Origin of the sequence: Thalassobacterium sedimentorum (assembly GCF_031127905.1) — a bacterium.
In the GTDB taxonomy this organism is placed as follows: domain Bacteria; phylum Verrucomicrobiota; class Verrucomicrobiia; order Opitutales; family Coraliomargaritaceae; genus Thalassobacterium; species Thalassobacterium sedimentorum.
The window spans coordinates 24,041-47,334 of the sequence record NZ_JARXIC010000028.1 but is presented as its reverse complement, the minus strand read 5'-3'; the positions used below and the strand labels follow the sequence as shown (position 1 = coordinate 47,334).

General features: G+C 49.0%; 11 protein-coding genes. 9 read left to right on the top strand and 2 right to left on the bottom strand.

Annotation, left to right across the window (positions count from 1 at the left end; translation table 11 throughout):
- Window positions 1–3 precede the first annotated feature (3 nt).
- From QEH59_RS14485 to QEH59_RS14455, 7 genes are all read left to right on the top strand, one after another.
- Window positions 4–2,802 (top strand): glycosyl hydrolase family 95 catalytic domain-containing protein, encoded by a 2,799-nt coding sequence (locus tag QEH59_RS14485; protein ID WP_308986096.1) that lies wholly within the window; start codon window positions 4–6, stop codon window positions 2,800–2,802.
- Window positions 2,803–3,085: 283 nt separating this feature from the next.
- A complete protein-coding gene (locus QEH59_RS14480) occupies window positions 3,086–5,896 on the top strand; it encodes a GH116 family glycosyl-hydrolase (protein WP_308986095.1) in 2,811 nt (936 codons plus the stop codon).
- A gap of 69 nt (window positions 5,897–5,965) precedes the next feature.
- Window positions 5,966–7,216, top strand: coding sequence for a DUF6786 family protein (locus QEH59_RS14475; protein ID WP_308986094.1), 1,251 nt, complete (start codon window positions 5,966–5,968; stop codon window positions 7,214–7,216).
- A gap of 203 nt (window positions 7,217–7,419) precedes the next feature.
- Entirely contained in the window at window positions 7,420–9,927 is a 2,508-nt protein-coding gene (locus QEH59_RS14470) for a glycosyl hydrolase family 95 catalytic domain-containing protein (protein ID WP_308986093.1), read from the top strand.
- Between the two features lie 130 nt (window positions 9,928–10,057).
- Entirely contained in the window at window positions 10,058–11,476 is a 1,419-nt protein-coding gene (locus QEH59_RS14465) for a sulfatase family protein (RefSeq protein ID WP_308986092.1), read from the top strand.
- Between the two features lie 392 nt (window positions 11,477–11,868).
- Window positions 11,869–15,207, top strand: coding sequence for a hypothetical protein (locus QEH59_RS14460; RefSeq protein ID WP_308986091.1), 3,339 nt, complete (start codon window positions 11,869–11,871; stop codon window positions 15,205–15,207).
- A gap of 58 nt (window positions 15,208–15,265) precedes the next feature.
- Entirely contained in the window at window positions 15,266–15,949 is a 684-nt protein-coding gene (locus QEH59_RS14455) for a hypothetical protein (protein WP_308986090.1), read from the top strand.
- Between the two features lie 41 nt (window positions 15,950–15,990).
- Here the strand turns inward: QEH59_RS14455 and QEH59_RS14450 are convergent, their stop codons facing one another.
- Entirely contained in the window at window positions 15,991–16,647 is a 657-nt protein-coding gene (locus tag QEH59_RS14450; RefSeq protein WP_308986089.1) for a response regulator transcription factor, read from the bottom strand.
- Entirely contained in the window at window positions 16,644–18,575 is a 1,932-nt protein-coding gene (locus QEH59_RS14445; RefSeq protein WP_308986088.1) for a histidine kinase, read from the bottom strand. Before QEH59_RS14445 ends, QEH59_RS14450 begins: the two co-directional genes overlap by 4 nt.
- Before the next feature lie 264 nt (window positions 18,576–18,839).
- On the opposite strand from QEH59_RS14445, the gene QEH59_RS14440 reads away from it, so the two are divergent.
- Window positions 18,840–21,095, top strand: coding sequence for a sulfatase (locus QEH59_RS14440; RefSeq protein WP_308986087.1), 2,256 nt, complete (start codon window positions 18,840–18,842; stop codon window positions 21,093–21,095).
- Between the two features lie 18 nt (window positions 21,096–21,113).
- Window positions 21,114–23,288, top strand: a complete 2,175-nt coding sequence (locus QEH59_RS14435) for a glycosyl hydrolase 115 family protein (protein WP_308986086.1) — start codon at window positions 21,114–21,116, stop codon at window positions 23,286–23,288.
- Window positions 23,289–23,294: the final 6 nt, after the last annotated feature.

Genomic DNA, 23,294 nt, shown 5'->3' with positions numbered 1-23,294 from the left:
GTCATGAAACTGCAATTTATATTATCAATCGCAGTGACAATTCTGCTGTCAGCGAGTTCGCTGCGTGCCCAATTGTCAGTCGATTATGAGGCTTTCTTAGGGCAGCACGATATGATTTGGGATCGATTACCGACTCGTTGGGAAGTGGCTCCATACACGGGCAACGGCAATGTGGGTTTTTTGTTTTACCAAGCGAAGCGCGAAGCGAAGAATGTGATCTCGATCTATACCGGTCGGCATGACTACTATGATCATCGTGAGGCGCATGAGGGGAATGAGTTGTTGTGGATCTATCGCAGTCGGTTGCCGCTCGGTCATTTCAAGCTCAGATCGCAGGGTAACATTACCGCAGTGGACTTACGCTTGGATTTATGGAATGCGGAACTGACTGGTAGCATCGAAACGACCCAGGGCTCCTATGCAGTGAGAGCTTTGTCGCATGCCTTGCAAGATGTGATCTACTTTGAAACGGATGCCGCGAATGAGTCGATTCAGGTGAGCTGGCACCCGGACGTGCCGAAGGCTCCTGTGCGTGAGACTTTGGATAATGGCGGCGGCCCGAAGGGCTGGGATAAAATGCGCAATGCGCCCTATGTGCTCCCGCCTGAACCGATCCTCAGCGAAGAGGGCGGACAGCAGTTCTGTTTTCAGCCGCTTTATCAGAATCGTGGTGAAACGACGACCGGTTGGGAGATACAAGGTGATCCGTTTGGCAAACAAGCGTTGCTGGCCAGTGTTCATCACAGTTTTCCCGAAGCGAATTCCAAACAGATGGTTAAAGAGAATCTACAAGCAGGGAAAGCACTGCTGGCAGATGGCAGCTTTTTCAGCACTCACCGCGAATGGTGGCACGAGTATTATCCGCAGAGCTTTTTAACGATTAATGATCCGGAAAAGGAGGCCTTTTACTGGATACAAATGTATAAATTTGCCTCCGCGACACGAGGTAATGGACCGGTGATGGATTTGATGGGCCCTTGGTATCATAGAACATTTTGGCCGATGGTTTGGGGCGATCTTAATGTGCAACTTCAGTATTGGACGCACCTCACGGCCAACCGATTGGATGTGGGTGCTTCATTGGTCAATTGGTTCGACAAGCATGAGGCGCAGCTTTTTAAGAACGTGCCCGATCATTGGGAAGACAGCGCTGGTTTAGCGACCCTGTTTCCGCAGGATTTGGTGGCGGCTCAAGGAGCCAGCGTGCCGGATATGCTTTGCTGGATTATGCACAACTATTGGTTGCACTGCGAGTTTGCGGGCGATCGCGATCGACTGCGCGATGGCCTCTTCCCTAAGTTGCGCGGCGTCGGTAATAGCTATCTGAATTATTTAAAGGAGAACCCTGTCGAAGCCGATGATGGGAAGATCCATATTAAACGGAGTTGGTCGCCCGAATATCCCGGTGGACGGGGGCAGGATATTAATTTCACGATTGGCCTGATGAATTGGTGTTTTCAGACGCTAATCGATATAAACGATGCGTATCAACTCGATGATCCGCTCGTGGAAGAATGGCAGAACATCGTAGACAATCTGGTCGGATTCCAGATAGACGAAAATGGTCTTCGTATTAGTAAAGACGTGCCCTTTGATAAGCCGCACCGTCATTATTCACACCTGCTACCGTTCTATCCACTGGCGGTTTTAAAACCAGATAATGCTGAAGGCAAAACGCTGCTACGCACCACGCTGGATCATTGGTTGGATGTCACTTTTACTCGGGAAAATAAAGATAGTGCCATGCCAGTGACCGGTTATACCGCCACGGGCGCGGCTTCCATGTATGCTTGGCTGGGCGATGAAGATCAGGCTTACCATTACCTTGATTTTTTCATTCAGCACGATCGGGTCTCGCCCACGACGATGTATGCCGAGGGGAACCCCGTGATTGAAAGCCCATTGTCATTTGCCACGAGTATTCACGACATGCTCTTGCAGAGCTGGGGTGGGGTGCTGCGCGTGTTCCCGGCTACACCCAAGTTATGGGACGATGTCGCTTTTAATGATCTGCGGGGGCAGGGCGCCTTTCTCGTGAGTGCAAAGCAAGAAAATGGCGTGACGCAATTCGTCAGAGTGAAAAGTTTGATTGGTTCATCTTGTGACGTGCAGGTCGATATTCCGAAGCCTATCATCACGGTGAATGGGCGCGAACTCCAGCTTCAGACGAGTGGAGACGGCCTCTATAAGCTGCCCCTCAGAAAAGGTGAGACCGCGCTCATTACGGCAACAGCTCTCAGTCAAACTGATTTGACGATTGAGGCGATTCCAGTCGCCTCGGAGAGTTTAAACTTATTTGGGCTCAACGAGAAAACCACACGCTTGCCCGGGCATCAGCATTATTATAAAGAGCCGAACGTGACGCCCCGAGAGCCTTCAAAGGTGCTATCGAAGCGGGTGCCCTTGCCAGCAGGGCGGTATGTTCGCATTGAGCTACCTGGAGCAGAGCGGACGCTCTCGCTGGCTGAAGTTGAAGTTTTCGAAGAAGGCAAGAATATAGCTCTTAATAAAGCTGTCTCACAGTCCACTACGGTATATGGCGGAATTGCCGAGCGTGCGGTCGATGGTAATACCAATGGCGACTACAATGCTCAATCAGTCACGCATACTAAAACCGATGACGCAAACCCATGGTGGGAAGTCGATCTTGGCCGGCAGGTGGATATAGAATCAATCCGAGTCTATAATCGAGAAGGTAATGCAGACCGGCTGGAAGGGTTTACGATTCGAATATTTGATGAGAACCGTAAACGTGTTTATTCTCAAGCCGGCTGTGCTGCTCGAGCACTTACAGTTTTTTAACTGTCTAAATAGAATTTTAATAGGCGGCAGTCAGGTATTTTTTTTACTGATTGTAATCATATTATAGCGAATTTAAGCGATAGTATGATTAGAGTATTAGCCGATAAAAGTGGATATTTTATGCACTATCCGAAACTATAGCCCAATGCTTTAATGGCGATATGACTAGAGAGGGCACTGTAACCAGTGGAACGACCACCGGCAGTTTGGCTGACGTGTCGAGTGAATGCGCGATGTTCAATTGAGCCGGGTTCAGTTAATATCTACACTTATCCCATTATTCATGAGTGTAGATAATTACCCCCTAAAAACTACTGGCGACAACTCTGCACAAAGCAGTTTGATGACTGCAATCAGCCGCCGAAAATTTATTCAAGCGGGTGGACTCAGCTCCGCTCTCCTGTTGATTGGTCGTTTGCCTGTAATGGCAGGGCCTTTTACTGCGAAAGACTTTGAACAACTGATACCAGCCGATAAAAAACTGAGCGCTAATTGGATTGCTGCGCTCACCAAGCGCGGGGCCGCTGAGGTTTTTTCGGGCGAGGAATTGAAATATATTGGTATGCCGATTGGTGGTATCGGTTGTGGTCAATTGTATCTGGCGGGGGATGGGAGGCTCTGGCACTGGGATATTTTTAAATCCAACTACAAGCGCGAAAAGCATGAGATGAAGATGAGTGCCATGACGATGGGAGGGCACTACCCGCACCCAGTGGCTGTGGGGGAGGAATACACACATCAAAATGGTGAACAAGTGGCGCAAGGTTTCGCGATCCGGGTGCAGTCGGGCGATCAATCATTCGTGCGTTCACTGGATGGTAAAGGATTCCCCGGAGTGACTTTTCGGGGGGAGTATCCTGTGGGGCGCGTGACTTACCGGGATCCGGATTTTCCTGCGGAAGTGCAGCTCGAAGCCTTCAGTCCCTTTATTCCTTTAAATACTAAAGACTCCGCGCTGCCGGCTACAACCATGCGCTACACCGTAACGAATACTTCGGATGCAAAGTTGAAGGTGGATCTGGGGGGCTATTTGCAAAATGCCATCTGCCCATACACTGTAGAGGCTGCATTCGGTCAGCGCAGGAACCAATTGCAACAGAGCCCACTGCGCACTTCCGTATTAAGCACTGTAGAAGGTTCGCAAGCCATAACCAAAGAGCATGGCTACGGCTCAAGCGCATTCACCATTTTGTCAGACGCGAAGGTTCGGGTGAGCGCTGCGCCGTCGATCGGCAACCCGCAGGATGCGAAGCAATTATTCACCGAACTCGATCAAGTCGATACGGCTGCAGTGACTCGACCATTGGATGAATTGCTGGTTGGCGGTATGATGGCATCGATGGAGCTCGCTCCCGGTGAGAGCCGAGTCATCACCTGTCTGGTCACTTGGTATTTTCCTTACCATCAAAAGCGGGAAGGGCACGTCGGGCAATCGTTCGGCAATCGACATTACCTGCCTTGGTTTGAGTCTGCTGGCGAAGTGGCAGAGTATATTGCCGGGAAAAGTGAAGAACTGATCGATGGCACTTTGCTTTGGAATCGAACCTGGTATGACAGTTCACTGCCTTATTGGTTGCTCGATCGCAGCATGATTGCACTGGATTGTTTAGCCACACAAACGTTTCACTGGTTTGATGACGGGCGTCCCTGGGCATGGGAAGGTGTGGATTGCTGTGAGGGCACCTGCACACATGTGTTTCACTACGCTCAAGCAATGGGGCGCATTTTCCCGGAATTGGAGCGCAGTCTACGGGAAAAGACAGATTACGGGCAGGCCTTTATCGAAGAAACAGGCGGCATCGGCTATCGAGGCTATTCCAGGCAGAAGGTTGCGGAAGATGGTCAGGCGGGCACGATCCTACGCGTCTATCGCGAGCACCAGATGTCCGCTGATGATGCCTTCTTGAAGCGCTTGTGGCCGCGTGTGAAGCAGTCGATTGAATACCTGATGACGAAAGATCCGGACGAGGACGGTATCATGACTGGTGCACAGCAAAATACACTCGATGCGGCGTGGACCGGTAAATTTGCGTGGATGAGTAGTATGTATCTGGGGGCTTTAGCTGCCGGGGAGGCAATGGCGAGTGAAGTCGGTGACGATGCTTTCGCGAATAAATGCCGCAAGATTCTGGACCAAGGTTACCAAAATATTGTGAGCGAATTGTTTGATGGTGAATACTTCATCCACAAGCCGGGGCCGCCTGTCGGCAAAGGGTTTAATACGAATATCGGTTGTCATATCGATCAAGTGCTGGGCCAGTCCTGGATGCATCAGGTGGGATTGGGACGTGTGATTCCGAAGAAAGAAACGGTTTCTGCGCTCGAAAGTATTTGGAAATACAACTTTGCCCCTGATGCGGGTGGCTATGCGCTCAAACATCGGGAAATTGAAGAAGCTTTTCGCTGGTATGCGATGGAAGGCGAAGCGGGCCTCCTGATGACGACATGGCCAAAAGGAGGTGCGAAAGACGCCATCCCCGGCGATACGCTGCGTAGTGTGGAGAATCCCGAAATGTGGACAGGCCCCGGGGGCTATTTCAACGAGTGTATGAACGGCTTTGAATATCAAGTTGCTTGGCACATGGTGGCCGAAGCCGCTCCCGATAGTTCGTTGCTGGAAAAAGGTCTCGCGATCATGAAGGCGGTCCACGATCGCTATGGTGCAGCGAAGCGCAATCCGTATAATGAGATCGAATGTGGCGACCACTATGCACGCTCAATGGCATCCTATGGTATCTTTCTCACGGTATGCGGTTTTACCTACCATGGGCCGAAGGGAGCCATCGGTTTTGATCCAAAGATCCACCCGGACAATTTTAAGGCTCCATTTACTGCCGCTGAAGGTTGGGGGACGTATAGTCAGCAGCTTAGTGCCGACACGATGCATGCGCAACTCAAGCTGAACTGGGGCAGCCTTTCGATGAAAACACTGCAATTGGCGCCACGGGAGCTGACACCTCAGAAGGTTGAAGTCAGTTATCGGGGGGAAGCAATCGCGGCCGTTTTAAAACAGCCCAACGGCCAGTGTTTCATCGAATTGGAACAGCCAATCACTCTCGCAACCGACACAGTGTTGGATGTGAAACTTAGCTAGCGGATTCGCCGTTTTATTGATGTTTGGATCGTTCAAAGGAGCCAAGTAAGATTAAGGAAAGGGACAGATATGAATGGGTTACAAAAAATACTGGCAGGATCTCTTGGAGTCGCTTCGCTTCTCAGCGTGGGTTGCCATACTGTTTCAACGACGGATCCAGGCGCTTTTTCGGATGATGTATCATTTATGAAGCAACACACGCCAATCATTCTTCTTCAAGACGGTGATGCTTCGGTGGCGGTCGCGCCAGATTATCAAGGGCGCGTGATGACCAGCACCTATGATCGCAAGGCTGGCCCGAGTTTCGGTTGGATCAACCGTCCGGTAATTGAAAAAGGGATTCGCTCTGAAGAGGAAATTGAGGGGCAGTTGGAAGCGCACATTTATATCTTCGGTGGTGAAGAGCGTTTCTGGCTTGGGCCGGAAGGCGGGCAATACGCATTGTATTTTAAGCCAGGCGCTGAGTTTGAATTTTCTGATTGGAAGACGCCTGCGGTCATTGATTCGGAGCCGTTCAAAGTCGTTAAGAAGTCAGCCACCAGTGCCAGTTTCCAAAAAGAGACTGAATTGATGAATTACAGTGGCACCGTATTTAATATGTTAATTGAGCGCAGTGTGACTTTACTCGGGGACGATGAAATTGCCGAACTACTTGAAGTCGATCTACCTGAAGGTCTGCGCGTAGTTGGCTATGAGACCGACAACCGAATCACCAATATCGGGACTCAGGCTTGGGTGCCTGAGTCCGGGTTGCCGTCGATTTGGATACTTGGCATGTATAATCCTTCGCCGGAAACGACAGTTGTGATTCCTTTTAAAGAAGGGGATGCACAAGTGCTCGGCCCTAAAGTGAACGATAGCTACTTTGGTGCGGTTCCAGAAGACTATTTACATGTAGAAGAGCAAAAGCTCTTTTTTAAAGGAGATGGCACTCGTCGTGGTAAGATCGGTATTAGTCCGCAACGTTCCAAGGGGATTGCGGGGAGTTATGATGCCGCAGGGCAGGTGTTGAATGTTGTCACCTACAATGTGCAGGATGCGCCCCACGGTTTCGTCAATTCCATGTGGGAGTTACAACAAGAGCCTTATGCCGGTGATGTGATCAATGCTTATAACGACGGCTCACCCGCAGCAGGCGTCGCGCCGCTTGGGCCGTTTTATGAGTTGGAAACCTCCTCTCCTGCCGCTGCTCTTCGGCCTGGAGAGACCATGCGCCATGTGCAACGCACCTTCCACATTCAAGGTGCAGAAGTTACGCTGGACCCTTTGTCTCGCGATCTATTCGGGGTCAGCCTGGATGGCATTCAGGCGGTCTTTTAGTTTTGGGGTTCTTTGAAGAATAAGCGACTGATGATATTTAGCGTTTAGTCCTTAATATTTGGATACAGCGGTAATGGTGGTAGCTCGCTTTTTCCCGCTTATCTCGCGTATATGCTCGATTGTGCGATTGTTATTGTAGGTGTAAACTGAGCTTACCCTATCCGTTCCATATGTGGATATGGAATTTTATACCTCATTAGAATATGCTCAATCGTATCTCCAAAATACTAGCTGGAACTGCTCTCTTTTCAATATCTTTACTTTCGATTGGACAAGCTGAGGTCTCTTATCGACGTGGCATGACGCTACTCACACCTGCAGACCAGTGGCGGGAGGCTTTACCCTCGGGAAATGGAACCGTGGGCGCGTTGGTTTATGGGTCGGTGAATGCTGAGCGAGTGCTCTTTAACCATAACGAGCTCTGGTATGGAGGAAAGATCGACGAAGTGCCTGATATGTCGGCAGAGCTGCCTGTGGTGCGTCAGCTGATGTTGGATGGCGAATACCTTGAAGCGAACGATTATTATCGGAAGAAGCTGGGAGAGAAGGGCTTTTCTGCCAGAAACGCGATGTATCATCCGGCATTTGATGTGTTGCTCACCACCGATACGCAGCAGATTTTCAAAGACTATTCACGGACAGTGGATTTTGAGACGGGCGAGGTTGTTGTTAATTGGCGTGATGGGGCTACGGAATATGCACGCAGCTTGTTTGTTTCTATTCCAGATGGGATATCGGTCATGCAGATTCGTGCCAATCAAGCAGGCTCAGTGAGTGGGGATGTGACTTTGGATATTCACGACCTCAAGGATGCAATTCAGCAGAATGGGGATTATTTCGATCCGGGTTTTAAATACAAGACAGTTGCGGAGGATGGCTTTGTTGAATTTATGGCAGATGGCTCCGATGGGGGTGAATTTGGTGGAGTGCTGCGTGCGGTTGCATTTAAGGATGGCAAGGCGAAGGCTGTGCTTAATGTGACTGAGGAGACACACTTGCACTTTAACAATGTAGATGAGGTGGTTTTATTAATTGCCATCTATGCAAATGAAGCGAGTGAGACTGCGGTTCCGCGTTTGAAAGATCAACTGGCTAACTTGAAGCCTAATTACGCGGCCCTATTTGAGCGTCATGCGGAAATGCATCGAGCTAAATTCAATTCGATCGGTATTGATATCAACACTACTGAGGATCGTTCTACTTCAAACGAACACTTGCTCCTGGATGCCTATTCAGGCAATGCGGCCTCGACAGAGCTTTTGGAAAAACTCTTTGATTACGGGCGCTATCTGTTGATTTCCAGTAGCACCGCGGGTGGTTATCCTCCCGGATTGCAAGGTATTTGGAATGGTGATTACCGCGCGCCTTGGAGCGGCTTGTATGGTATTAACGAAAATTTGCAGATGAACTATTGGCAAGCTTTGCCGGGAAATCTGCAGGAGTCGATGATGGCCTTTTATGATTATTTCGATGCGCATTTGGATGAGTTTCGCTATAATGCTAAACAATTATGGGGCACTGAGGGTATTTACATTCCTCCTTTTATGTCTCCGGAGTCCGGTGTGATGCGGATGACGGCCCCGCACGTGGTGCACTGGACTGATGCGGCCGGGTGGTTAGCATCCTTCTACTACGATTATTATCTCTTCACTGGAGATGCCAAATTTCTGGAAGAGCGTGCGATTCCTTTCATGAAGGAAGTCGCCTTATTCTATGAAGACTATGCGGTCCTAGGGGAGGATGGAACCTATGTGTTTTTCCCTTCTCAATCTCCGGAGAATCAACCCGCAGATATGATGATCGAGGATCCGAAAACCGGGCGTGTGACCAAGATTAAGGTGCAGATGAATTCCACGATCGCGGTGGCAATTTGCAAAGAAGTGCTGACTAATCTGATCCGCTCGTGCGAAATATTAAATGTCGAAGCGGAGGGGGTGGCTCGCTGGAAGAAAATGCTAGCTCTGATGCCCGAATATCAGATCAACGAAGACGGGGCGCTGCGTGAGTGGATGCATCCGGATTTTACAGACAATTATGAGCACCGCCATCAATCTCATATCTATCCGGTCTTTCCAGGTAATGAGGTGACAGAAGAATCGGATCCTGAGATCTACGAGGCCGCACGCGTGGCGATTGAAAAACGTCTGGTGATTGGTCTTCAGTCTCAAACCGGTTGGTCCTTGGCCCACATGGCCAATGTTTATGCGCGCCTGGGTGATGGCGATAAAGCACTTGAAGCATTGGATATCTTAACCCGCAGTTGCCTGGGGAAGAATTTCTTCACTTACCACAACGACTGGCGCAGTATGGGAGTGACTTTGCCGTTCAAATGGGGGCAGTCAGCACCTTTTCAAATGGATGCTAATTTTGGTATTACAGCCGCGATTACCGAAATGCTTTGTGGCTCGACTGTCGATATGCTCCGTATTTTACCCGCATTGCCAACAAAATGGGAGGCAGGTCAATTTAAGGATATGCAGACCCGGGTGGGGGTGACTACCTCGGCGCAGTGGGATCTGTCGAAGAAGGAGATCCGTTTGCAACTCACCGCCGGACGCGCCACTGGGTTTACGCTGAAATTGCCCAGCGCGATTCAGTCGATTGAGAGTGATCAAGTGGATCGGGTGCAATCGTCTGAATTGGGTGATCAATATCGAGTGCTGAATTTGGATGAAAATCAAAGTGTAAGGATGACCATTCACCTCCGATAGAGAGTTTGTAATTTATCAGAACTTATTTATCTAGAGCACGATACCCCGTTGTTATATACTTTTAAAAGTGAAGATCGTCAGGACGCTATAACTGACTGTCTTCATTTGTTTTAGACTTATTACTATATTTATGAAAAAAATCCCCGTTCTTATATCCCTGATTGCGAGTTTGGTTTCGACCAGCGTCTCATACTCGCATGCCGAAACTTCCGAGCTTGTCGCGAGTCAACCGAATATTTTGTTTATTTTTGCCGATGACTGGGGTTGGGAAGATCTAAGTTGCCATGGGCACCCTTATGTAAAAACGCCAAATATTGATCGCCTTGCAGCGGAGGGGACTGACTTCCATCGTTTCACAGTCGCGAGTGGTGTGTGTTCTCCAAGTCGCACGGCGGTGATGACCGGACACTTTCCTGCTCGATATAATGTCGATGGTCACTTTGCCTGGGTGAAGGATAATGCGCGAAGAGGCATGCCGGACTGGGTGGACCCTGCGGCACCGATGCTTCCCCGCATGCTGCAATCCGCGGGCTATCGAACGGCTCACTTCGGCAAGTGGCATATTTCCAACAATATGATCCCTGATTCGCCTCCAGCTTCAGAATATGGTTATGATGAATACGGCACTTTTAACGCATCGGGCGAACAAATGCCCTATGATCACGATGCTAGACGGGCGATCGCATTTATGGAAAAGGCCAAAGCAGAAGAGCGCCCATTTTTCATTAACTTATGGATTCATGAGCCGCACACACCGTTCCACGTCATTCCAAAATACCGTCAAATGTTTCCCGAGCTTGAGGACGATGGCGACAGTATCTATGCCGCTACGCTTGCGTATGCTGATGAGCGTATCGGCGAGGTGTTGGATGCTTTGGATGCGCTGGATCTAGCGGACGACACACTGGTGATCTTTAGTTCGGATAATGGACCCGCACGGGCACGTGAGGGGCAGGAATTAACGATGAGCTATGATTCTGCAACTGGAGTTGGCTTCGGTATCGCTGCGGCCAAAGGACTGACAGGAGGGCGAAAGGGCTATAAGGCTGCTTTGTATCAAGGTGGGATCAATGTTCCTTTTCTTGCACGTTGGCCCGGGAAGATCCCTGAAGGGGCGGTTGATGATCAGTCGATGATTTCTGCGGTTGATTTGTTACCAACATTTTGTAGTATTGCAGGTGCTGACTTAGTCGAAGGATATGAGCCGGATGGCATCAACCAAGTTGCGGCCTTATTGGGAGAATCCACAACGGGGCGGGAAAAAGATTTGTTTTGGAAATCTGAAACTCGCCGCACTAAGCCGGAAGCATCCTCTCATTGGGCGAATTATGTCGTTGTTTCAGACCATTGGAAGTTCCTGACAAATGGTGATCCCTCCAATATGGAGCTCTATGATATTGTTACGGATCCTTTAGAATCTAAAAACCTAGCGGAGGCACATCCGGAGACTGTTTTTAAGCTACAGCAAAAACTTACGGATTGGCTGGCAACATTGCCACCAGAGCCTACTGGAGATGTTTTTTCAAAGCTGCGTGAGACCTTAAAATAGAAGTGGAGCAATGAGTGCTCAAGATTCCCTCATTACTTAGGGATTTAGCCCAGATTTTAACTATTATACTTTTAAATTTGAGTTCAATATAGATCGTCGCGAGAACGCGCGATATACAAACATTTGGATTCTGCTAGACTAATTGAGGCTAAAGTTTAGCTTCTTCTACTCCCTACTACCTGATCCCCCATAGCGCGAAAATGTATTTAAAGATAGTTAATTTGCGTGAAGTGTCACACAGAAATAATGGTTTTGCGTTGGTGATTGCTTTGAGTTTGATGGCTTTTGTCCTCCTGTTATTGTTGTCCATAACGACACTAGTACAGGTTGAGCAACAAAGTTCTGTCATTTCAAGTGAGCGAGTTAAAGCGGAGCAATCGGCGCTTCTTGCTATGCGAGTTGCTCTCGGTGAGTTGCAGGAAGCAGCTGGTGGCGATCAGCGTATTACCGCGACCGCTTCGATTCTTTCTTCCATAGGTAGTGCCGGAGTGGAAGCTGTTGATGGTAATCGCCGTTGGCTTGGTGTTTGGAATAATTCGACGACTGATCACATGAATCCAACTGCCTCTCATGGTGCGCAGAGTGGTTCAAATGATGACGGATTTATCGAATGGCTCGTTTCGGGAAACAGTGATGGAGTGAGTGATCAAGTCGGATATCCGAGCGCCGTATTGGATACCAACGAGAGTATCATTCTCTTCGATTCGGATGATATCGGCGATGATGTTCGCGTTCCCTTGGTCGAAACTTTGGATGAGGATACTGCGTATGCTTTTTGGATAGAAGATGAGGGAGTTAAAGCTTCTGTGAAGCCTTTGCCGCAAGCATCTAATACAGTGCTGAATGACGATGCTTATGCAAATCCATTGGTTCATGGTTTAAACTATGGTATTGACTACGGTCGTATGGGAGGAGGGATGGAATCGGCAATTACATACCCCATCTCGTCAACTTCTAATGACGATCTAATCCGCGCCATGCAGAAGGTTCAAAGTGATGACGAACTAGGGTTGACCGCATCCGAGGACAATACTTGGGTGAATGCAAATCGCCACGAATTCACGATTTATTCCCACAGCCTGATGACTGATGTCCGCAATGGGGGCTTCAAACAAGACTTGTCGTTGGCATTTGAAATGGATGGTGCGCTGCAAGGTCCCAACGGGCTGAGCTATTTCAATAATTCAGATTTTGTCGGTGATAGTGGAAATCGGGAAGTGGAAAATACACTCACTGGTGCGATCAGCCAGGCGCCGGGACATGATTTTTATAGTCGCTATGTGTATGCGCATTTTCCGTATGGCACAGCTTCTACGGTCAATAAAGCGCGTGGTCCGACTTGGCATTTATTGCGGGATTACTATAATTTATATAAGCGTTTAGATCAGAGTTCAGGCAATCTCACCCTGAATGCGCAGCCTTTCTATCCCAATAATCCAGAGGTGCAGAGTGCAAGCAATGCATATGATTTTCTCGAAGGGAGATTTGCAAAGGGGGGCGATCCGTTTGTTCAGGAGTTTACAGATTCTGGGGGCCGCTATTTGTATCATTTGAGCCGTGGAAATTATACGCCCGTGATGTTGGGGTATCGTTTAATTTTTTCGGTGGCGTCCTATGAGTATGACTCTGTCGCCGATACTGCTAAGATCGCTTTCGCTTTCGACCCAGTCTATTATCTCTGGAATCCCTATGATAAGAGCATTCGGTTCGAGAACTATAAAGTTGAATATAATGAGGAAATTCCAGTCACCATCGAGTTCGAGGTGACTGATAATAATGGGACACGAGCCATCGACGAGGTGCTACTTACGGATTATTTAATCGAAAACGGTTGGGATGGCTCATCGGATAAATTGTATTCATTTTTGATGGATCCAGCTGGTGATGTTGTGCTCGCGCCTGGCGAAGTACGCTTGTTCTCTGCTTCTGGCACAAACGGAGATTGCTACCCCGGCGTGACTAATATTACCGCGACGAGTGGCAATATTTTAAGGCTACACCCCGAAGCAGGAGAGATTCTAGTGGATGGAGTGAGCGCTGCGACTATCAAAGTCAACTTAGGGATCACTACAAAGACGGCAGGGACTGATGCTCAGAACGGACGTTTCAGGTCGACTTCTTATCTTGTTGATGACGACGACCTCGCGAATGCACGCACTGGCACCCAACGTTCAACTCACTTGAAAACTCAATTTGTCTCTATTCAGACAAACTCGGCGGCCTCTGCAGGAGAGCAAGTCGATGTGGTTGAGCTTACATTTGATGGGGCCAGTTTATCATCCAGAAAATCTTGGTTAGGCTATTTGGATTATTTGATGAAGCCAACGAATACGACTGCCGAGCCCACGGAGATTATGGCGGCTTTCAATCCACTGTCAGTCAGTTCAATCGGTGACATCCGTGTCTTTCCACAGCGGAATCGTTACTTACATCTAATTTCCGAGCCCTCTCTGAATGTCATGTTACCTGAGTCATTTGGCGATTCTGGCTTTTGGGGCTATGAGTATAGTTCTGCTGGAAGTAATTATATCCCGGCATTTTCGTTGCCTTCGGAACCGATGACCTCTTTAGCCCAATTAAGAAATGGTATGTTGACACCCTACATTTTCGAGAATCCGCGTGCTGTAGGGAACTCTTATGCAAATCCTCGTTTACGACAGGATGAATTGTATGGGGACATGCCTGGACCTCAGACTGCTGAGCGCTATGATTCGACATGGTTGCTGAACGATGCGCTGTGGGATAAATACTATTTCTCGGGGATCGCTCCAGCCTACAGTTATAGTTCAGGGGCTTATGCTGCCAGTGAGAACCTGGAAGCCGCATTGACTCGTTTTTTTGAACAGGATCCAGATCGCTATGGAAATGCTAACTTGATTCCAAATATAGCAACAGATTCGACACCTAATAGCATAGCGAATCAGTTGACTACGGGGGACGGTTATAAAGAGATCGGAGCATCAATGCTTATGCAGGGTGGTTTTAATGTGAATTCCACATCAGTGGCTGCATGGGCAGCTGTATTAGGCGGGAACCGGGATATGACCATCGATTATTTCGCAGCTGATAGTTTGTCTGAAATATCGGATACGGCTACGGGCATACCCTTTCTTAAATCGCAACGTCCTAATGGTGACTCTGGTGATGCGTGGGCTGGATTTTCCAGAGTGAATCCGAATTTGATTTGGAATGATCAAGGCACCCCTAACGACGAATCCGATGATACTGGCTTAGCGGCTGAAATCGTGAAGCAGGTGCGATTGCGTGGGCCATTCATGAGTTTAAGTGATTTTGTCAATCGCCGACTGGATACTGATCAAACGGGCCGTATGGGGGCACTACAAGCAGCCATCAAAGCAACTGGTTTAAATTCTGATATAGAGAATAATGAGGGCGTGCCCGCAGACTATTCTACCTATTATGAAAATTCAGATGCTGGCACCGGTTTTACTTCGGGCGGCATCAACGGATTTATTGAGCAAGCCGATATTCTACAAGCGATTGGACCTAAACTGGTTGCTCGATCGGATACATTTCGAATTCGTGCATATGGGGAAAGTCGAACGCTGAATGGAGATGTCGCGAGTCAGGCTACTTGTGAGGTTGTTGTGCAGCGTTTGCCGGAGTATGTGGACGAAGCAAATGATGCCTTTACTTTGCCCGAAGATTTAAGCGCATCGAATAATTTGTTTGGTCGTCGTTTCAAAATTGTCAGTTTCAAGTGGCTCTAAAATAAACCTAGTAATGTTGATTCGATATATACTCCTCTTTTTCTCCATAAGCATAGCTTTGAATCTGGAAGTTTCAGCTCAGGATGGTACGAATCAGGTGCGTGTTGTTTTCACTTGTTACGACTGGGCCAAGCGTGGTGTAGAGGAGGTATACTATCGGAATGGCGATCAATACGAGCTTATTGAAATGCGTAATTTAAGTCGCACCAAGCCTTATGTTTATTCGGGACCCAAACGCTTTCAGCTATTTAAGAAAGTAGTCAGCCTTGAGCCCGGAGTTTCCGAGGAGGTGCAGTATCAAGTTTGTGGTGAAACAGTAATCCAGCAAAATGGTGGGCGTGTCTTGGTGGTTATCTCACCCGAACCTGATAATTCGAGCGTGTTTGATTATCGAATTTATACATTGGAGGACTCGTTAGATGAGTTTCCTCGGAATTCATTTCGACTCGTGAGCTTTGCCAATGAAACTTTGTATTTTCAAATTGAAGATAAAAAACCGCAGAAGATTGAGCCAGGTCAGCGTTTAACCATTAAGCCGGATCTAGATAAAGCAGGCTTTGTTTCGGTGGTTTTTCGAGATGCCGCAGGGGATTTACTCTACAGCAAAAAATGGTATAGCGAGCCCGAGGTGCGCGACCTAGTTTTTCTGAGGAATTACGATGGTCGACGCGGTAAGGGGCGCTTAGGTGTTCGTATTATTACTGAGGTCGTGAAAGACCTGAGGACACCTCTAGCAGAGTAAGTGAGTTGAGTCTGGAAGTGCTGCAATGAAAGCAGTTTAGGCTATTGAAATAGGCCGAGTTTGTGGGCGACGTTAACTGCTGCAGGGCCGTTGTTTACATGCAGTTTCTCGTAGATATGTCGGATGTGGGTGTCCACTGTTCGGTAGGAAATGCCGAGTTTATCTGAAATTTCTTTCTTAACGTAACCTTCTGCCAATAACTCAAGCACTTCGCGCTCGCGTGAAGTAAGTATGGTGTTCACGTCATCGTCGGGGGCGTGTTCCCTTATTTGCTTTAACAGGTAAGACGCGACCTTTGGGTCAAGTGATGAGCCCCCTGCGATGACTTCACGAATGGCATCAATAATCTGATCAACGGTGGAAGACTTGAGCAAATAACCTGAAGCACCTTTCGCGATCGCTGTTAAGACATCTGTTTCTTTGTTGGATTGACTCAAAATAATGATCGGAGTTTGCGGTGCAATTTTCTTCAAAGCTGGGAGTGCTTCGATGCCTGTCATACCGGTTAAGTTTAGATCTAGTAAGATGAGTGTGGGCGCTTTGTCTGCGGGTTCATTTTCTAATACTCTGAGTGCAAATTCAGCAGAGCTGCATTGACGTCCGATTTCCATATCTGACTCACCGGATAATGAGAATTCCAATACAGAACGGAATTCCTGGTTATCTTCGATTAACATGATTTGATGTTTTGTGGTCATAGGAATAGTCGGTTTCTTTTAAGTTTTATTTTGAGCCGGATGTGAGTTCCATGAGGTTGCACTGGTTTGGTTTGAATGGAAGCTCGCATTAAGCGTGCTCGGCGTAGTAAGGATTTTGGAGGCGCATTCATGCCGCAGCCGTTGTCTATAACCGAGAGCTTTACGATCTGTGGGTCGGCCGCAATACGAATATATACTTTGGTGGCCTGCGCATGTCGATTAATATTCGTTAGACTTTCTTTAAAGAACAGATAAAGATCGATTCGAGCGCGACGGGGGAGGGCTTCAAGTTCTGCTTCACCATAGAGTCTTAAGCTGACTTCATGGTCCCCTAAGAGACGTTGAGTATCTTGCTTGATTTCAAGTACGATGTCCTTGCAAATATTTTGTGCTTCTAGCATGTTGGTGCAGTGACGTGCGGCCTCTCCGGTGCGTTCCGTTAAGGCGCGAATGCGACGGACCGCTTCGACGAGGCGTTCGGGGACGTTTATAGAACGTTCAGCAACATCGCCTAACATTCCAATTGCGTGAAGGTTGGCGCCCAATTCATCATGTAGATTTGCCGCAATACGCTCGCGAATGTGAACCTCCTTCCTATAACTAAGCATTTTATAGTAGGGAATGGTAAAAACAATAACGAGTGCCATGAAGATCGCTGCTATGATTGCCCACCTGAGAAAAGACTTTTGCTGTGTGTAGCGCCTCTGTAGTTCAATTCGTAGTTTCCCGAGCAGTATCGTGAGTTCGTGCCGACGTGACAATTGTTCTAACCATTGTTTCTGTGGCAGAATATGGCCATAGATATTCATGCCGTCGACGAGTGCGCTTAGAGTGGAGTCACTTGTCTCACTTTTGTAGTTTGTACTGATGGGTTTATTTCGTGCAATGTTGAGCCCTTGTTGAAGCACTTCAATTTCGGCGAAACTTACACGTGAGCCCTTGTGGTTTTCTCTATGATAATATGGCGTTAAAGCGGTGACACGAATGTAGCGTGCGTGTGATGGCTTGCTAAAGTTCCAACTGAGCACTGGTCCCATTTCGAAAATAGAGTTCAGTTTTACATTTAAGACAATTTCGGCATCTGTGAAATCCTCGTTGTTGGCGGTTTCGACAATGAAATGTGGTGGGAGGCCAAATTCACCCGCGTGTGCAGTCGGGACCGTGTCTGCTTGATCGGTTGCATGGAGTCGGATACCTGTTATTTCAGTGGTTTCCAACAGGTCGATGGTGAGAGCCGGGCGATCGCCTACATCGATATCACTGACATAAGCGCGGCTGTGCTCTTCTTCGGTTGAGTTGATTAAATACGGTAAGATGCCGTCGACAAGCGTCCCTGCATTGCGCGTCGCACTCTCATAAACTGGAGACGATGCAGACACGGGTTTACGTAGCGCGCGGTCTTCGTTGCCCTCGAAGACCATGATTTCAGATAGCTGAAAGATATACATGCCATCGAGGGCGCGCTGTGTGAGGTGATTGGTTTCCACTCTCACCCATGAGGCGGGTTTAGAATCCACTGGGATTTGCATTGGCGTGATCCCAGTGAAGGGAGCTTCGTCTGCATTGTAGGTGAAGATGACCTTACCCTCTGGATGGGCTGCATTACCGATTAGAATACGAAATTTCTGAGGAAAGGCATCATTGACAAATCCGAAGCGCGTATCGCGCCACAAGGTGGGTATAATAAATATCGTATCTATTATGTAGCTGCCTTCTAGATCGATTTGTACCCACTCATAATGGTTTCCGTCGTCTGCATAAGCTTTGGATCGGTACCCGACCGCACCCACGCCACTATTGAGGCTGGGATGGGCCAGTCCGTTCAATTCGGCTTCAGTTTGTTGCTTTAGTGCCTCCAGTTCATGCAACCAGAGTTCCGTGAACGGTTGTGAGGACTCTGCACTACTTGCTTGTATGAATACAAGCAAAAGGATGCATGTGCAGATGGCTTTTATTGGGTGTAAGTTCTTCAAGCAGGAACCGATGTTGGTCGTGGATCGCTAGGGGCGGAGATACAATTACTACTATAGATCCAGTGTGTAGTGGGTCTGTTTACATTGAAGCGCATGCCTGCGACTTGCAAGCTCTTCTCTGTTTATCGCGAGCCGTCGGGAAAATAAATACCAGGTTTTATCGAGCGAATGCGCGATTGTTGGGGGTAGGGTAATGGGGTAGTATCACTCTTTGGAATTATGCAATACCCCCGTAAGAATCCCCAATGGTTTTGTCTTTTTATTTTTTCGCTATGTGCTGCCCTGTGCGCAGATTTATACGCAGCGGAGGGACGGGCTGCACTTGGAGGGAGTGAGCGGCCCAAGCCGAATATCGTGCACATCTTGACTGATGATTTTGGTTGGCAGGATCCTGTCTGCATGGATGTGGATGGTGAGACTCCTTTTGAGACGCCTAATTTAGATAAGTTGGCCCAGCGGGGGCGTAGATTTATGCAGGCGTATTCGCCATCGCCGACTTGTGCCCCTTCGCGGGCGGCCTATATCTCGGGTCAATATCCAGCCCATACGGGGATTTATCATGTGATGGGGGGCAAGTTGCCGCGGGCGTATTCACCCAATTTTACCTATATAAATCCATTCTATCGTTATCGCTTACCGCTGACGGAAATGACGATTCCCAAAGAGCTGAAACGGGCGGGTTATACGACGGGCCATGTCGGGAAATGGCATTTGGGCGGGCGTAGTAACGGGTATCCGTTTCCTGGCGACTATGGGTTTGATCTTGGCTATGTCGATGATTTGGGGAAGGGGGGCACTTACTATCCGGATCCGGATATTTGGGGCCCAAGGAATCAACTGCGTAACCAGCACAACGGTTTGGCGAAAACGATGAAGCCTGACCGTATCACAGGCTGGGCGACTGAAGACCCCGATGATCCCTTTCAATTAGGTGACGATGGGCGGCCTTTTGACAAGACGCTCGATGTCGCGCTCAAGTGGCTCGAGAAGCATCACGCAGAGCCATTTTTCCTGAATTACTGCACCTATTACGTGCATGGCCCGATCCAAACCCGGGACCGCAAGCGTCTGGAGTATTATTGCAAAAAAATGGGCCTGGATTTTCCGACGGATCCGGGAACGATTAATGTGGGGCTGGGCGGCAAAACAGATCCGTATTATGCCACGATGGTGGATGAGCTCGACTGGATGATTGGCGAGGTCATCAGCTATTTGGAAGATACGGAGGATCCCCGTAACCCCGGACACAAGCTCATTGATAATACCTATATCATCGTGAGTTCGGACAATGGGGGACTCGTGCGCCGCGCGGGGGGCACTGTCACTGATAATTTCCCGCTGCGTGAAGGAAAACAGGACATACATGAAGGGGGCGTGCGCATTCCATTCATTGTCAGTGGTCCTAATGTTCCCGAAGGCTCTGTTTGCGACACTCCGATTTCTTTAATCGATTTATATCCAACTTTTGTTGATCTGGTTGGATTGCCTGAGTCGGATAATCCAAAACTGGATGGATGTAATATTCGCCCATTATTTGAAGGCACAGACTCAGTGGCTCGTTTTGCGGATGGCACCGCACGTGAGAGCATTTATTTCTATTTTCCGATCGAATTGTCCTCCGGCGCTGCAATGCGCAAGGGACCATGGAAGGTGTATCGTAATCTTGGGCCGGGGAATAATAAAGACCCCATGGTTTCGCTCTATCGGCTGTATCATGAGGATGGCTCAATGGCGGATGTGGGGGAAGCGAATAACCTGGCCGATGCCATGCCGGAATTGACTCAAGAATTATTGAGTGAACTGGATGCCTTTCTGGATGCGGCTGGGGTGAGCTACCCTTATAAAAATCCGACGATTGAGAGCCACGAACATCAGGACAATATCCCCGAAGTTCTCGCGCGCGGTGAAGACCGCGACCGTATCTGGGTCGAAGTTGAAACAGGCAAGGATACATCGAGCATCGTGGATGCTAAGCTGCTTTACACGGTGAACGGCGGCGAGTTTGAGCTTTCACGCGGACGCCGTGAAATGTGGTTTGAAGCACCCGCTGAGATTACTGGCGGTCGTATTGAGGGGCGGGTGCCGCCGGGCACCTCCCATGCGGTTTTTTGCATGACCGACAGCGAGGGCTTTCTAGTGATGTCTGAGACACTGCCGTCCTATCGGGAGGTGTCGTCCAGTCATGCCGATTCATCGTATCTCAAGCATGCCTATCCCTTCCGGCCAGGTCTTTATGCCTTGATCCAGTTGGGGCATGAAGCCTCGGCGGCGCTTAAACAGCTGCAAAAGCCTGCTCCGGATTTGTCCGAGGCCTTGGCTCAAGCAGAAGCATTGTATGCGGCAGGCGAGGGCACAGATGAACAATACTATGCCAGCATTCGTGGACTCAGAAAAGCCATCCGTGATCGGCACGGCGTCATTCCACAGGCGGATAACTATTACCTAAACCTCTTCCGCCAAAGCGGAGCCTTTTAATCATTTGAGAATTATATCATGAAATGGATTCACTTTTTTATGTGCGTGCTGGTCACCACGAGCCTGACTGCTAAATCGATGGATGGTCTGACCATCAACGGTGATACTCCGTGGGTGGTCACGGCGGCCGATTTCGAAAATCCTGCAATTCAAGAAGCCATCCGTGATGCGGAGCGCGATTGGTATAAGGTGTTTGGCTATCCGCCGGTCATTTTTAAGAATAACACACGCAGTAGTTGGACGGGGCCGGTCGTCATTTTCGGTTCCGTGGAACATACCAGCTCGCTGGTGGATGCTCAAGTTCCCGCGGGAGCGGAGCAACACGTGTTGCGCTTGGCTCAGGTGAAGAACAACCCGGGAATCGCTGCGATCGGTGGCGACACACGTGGCACGATCTTTGCCATCTATACCTTTTGCGAAGAGGTGCTCGGTATCGACCCCATGTATGTCTTTACCGATAGCATTCCTGAAAAACGCACTGAGGTGAGCTTTACTTCGGCGGATGAATATATTTCGAAGAAACCGACTTTTGAGAACCGTGGTTGGTTCATCAACGATGAAGAATTGCACGACGGTATGCACCGCGATCCGCTCGGCGGCAACGTGATCTCCATGGAGTGGATGGATAAAATTATCGAAACCTTGCTCCGCACCAAGGGAAACATGCTGATCCCTGAGTCGTCTTCGTATTCGGATGCCACGGTCTATGATCTTTGCAAACGCCGCGACGTCATTATCACCTTTCACCATATATCTCCCTTGGGATTGAACATGATGGATTGGCCGAAGGGCCTGCCGTTTTCCTATGTCACCCACAAGGATATCCTGGAAGATGCCTGGCGGAAATCGGCGCAAGCGCTGGCTGATAAGAAAGTGGCATGGATCGTCGGCTTTCGCGGCGAATCGGATGGGGCCTTCTGGCACAGCGATCCTGCTGCGCCAAAAGATGATCAGGGCCGCGCGGATGTGATTGCAGCTGCCATGCAGAAGCAGACGGAGATCGTGCGCGAGTTTGATCCCGATGCTACCATTGTGGCTGCGCTGTGGAATGAGCTGGGACGCTTTTACAATGATGGGATCCTGCAAATACCTGACGGTGTCTGCAAGATGTTCGCCGATGATGGTCGTGGGTATATGCGCGACAAGGGCGATGGCTCCGATTTATCGCCAGGTGACGGGCTTTATTATCATGTCATGATGATGATGAATACGCAGAACCGCACCACGGAGGCCGTGCCGCCAGCCCGTATTTATAATGAATTGCGTCGTTATGTGGAGCGTGGTGCCACTAAGTATGCGATCATCAATGTGAGCGGTATTCGCCCCGCAGCGATGTCTGTGCAGGCGATCAATGATTTCCTCTGGGATGCAGAGCCTTATTTGAGTCAACCTGCCGATAAAGCGATGCAAGCATACTTGCAGCAATGGTATGCGAAGCAGTTTTCACCTGAGTTGGCAGCCGATTTAGCAGCCTTGCGCCTGCACTACTATGACATTCCTTACCTGCGTGAGAATATGCCTGATCCAACCCGTTGGAGAGGCGCCCGGGGGGAGCATTTGCTTCAATACCTGACTCAGGAAGTGCTGAAGAAATACAGCAACGCCATCGAGAAGGGCGAAGACATTCGCAATGTGTCGGGCTTTGCGAATCAAATGAAGCAGACCAAAGGCCCCCTCACCGAGACCGCTGAATTCTTTCCCGCGCTCTGGCGTGAAACCAAGGCGCTGGAGTCGCGCATTCCTGTCGACCGCCGGAATTTTTACCAGGCGCACTTCACTTATCAGGTCGCGGTGCACATGTATGGCAGCCGTATGCTGGATCAAGTCGTTCAGGGCGTGGATGCATACCTCGTCGATCAGAACCCTCAAGTGTTTGCCAATAATCTAAAGCTCGCACTGGCCGAACTGGAAAAGATCCTGAGCGAAGCGCATAAGGCGGAATATGGGATTTGGGACACGATGTTCATGCATGTGCGCCTGATGGATATGTGGCGCACCCGTCTGATGTTGAAGGAGACGATTGCACGCATAGAAGGCAGCCCTTACACCTCGAAGTATCGCGGCATTATGAACGGTTCATTCTGGGGCTCGGCTCAAGACTATATGAACAATGCCGAAGGCGTATATCCTTATTTCTATAAACATACTGGCCGTGGACTCGATGTGTTAGAGAATGGCAGCTACCCCGAATAAGTCTCC

Bases quoted from the DNA above. Each gene is read 5' to 3' on its own strand.
- QEH59_RS14485 (WP_308986096.1), top strand. From the start codon at position 4: ATGAAACTGCAATTTATATTATCAATCGCAGTGACAATTCTGCTGTCA.
- QEH59_RS14480 (WP_308986095.1), top strand. From the start codon at position 3,086: ATGAGTGTAGATAATTACCCCCTAAAAACTACTGGCGACAACTCTGCA.
- QEH59_RS14475 (WP_308986094.1), top strand. From the start codon at position 5,966: ATGAATGGGTTACAAAAAATACTGGCAGGATCTCTTGGAGTCGCTTCG.
- QEH59_RS14470 (WP_308986093.1), top strand. From the start codon at position 7,420: ATGCTCAATCGTATCTCCAAAATACTAGCTGGAACTGCTCTCTTTTCA.
- QEH59_RS14465 (WP_308986092.1), top strand. From the start codon at position 10,058: ATGAAAAAAATCCCCGTTCTTATATCCCTGATTGCGAGTTTGGTTTCG.
- QEH59_RS14460 (WP_308986091.1), top strand. From the start codon at position 11,869: ATGCGAGTTGCTCTCGGTGAGTTGCAGGAAGCAGCTGGTGGCGATCAG.
- QEH59_RS14450 (WP_308986089.1), bottom strand. From the start codon at position 16,647: ATGACCACAAAACATCAAATCATGTTAATCGAAGATAACCAGGAATTC.
- QEH59_RS14440 (WP_308986087.1), top strand. From the start codon at position 18,840: ATGCAATACCCCCGTAAGAATCCCCAATGGTTTTGTCTTTTTATTTTT.
- QEH59_RS14435 (WP_308986086.1), top strand. From the start codon at position 21,114: ATGAAATGGATTCACTTTTTTATGTGCGTGCTGGTCACCACGAGCCTG.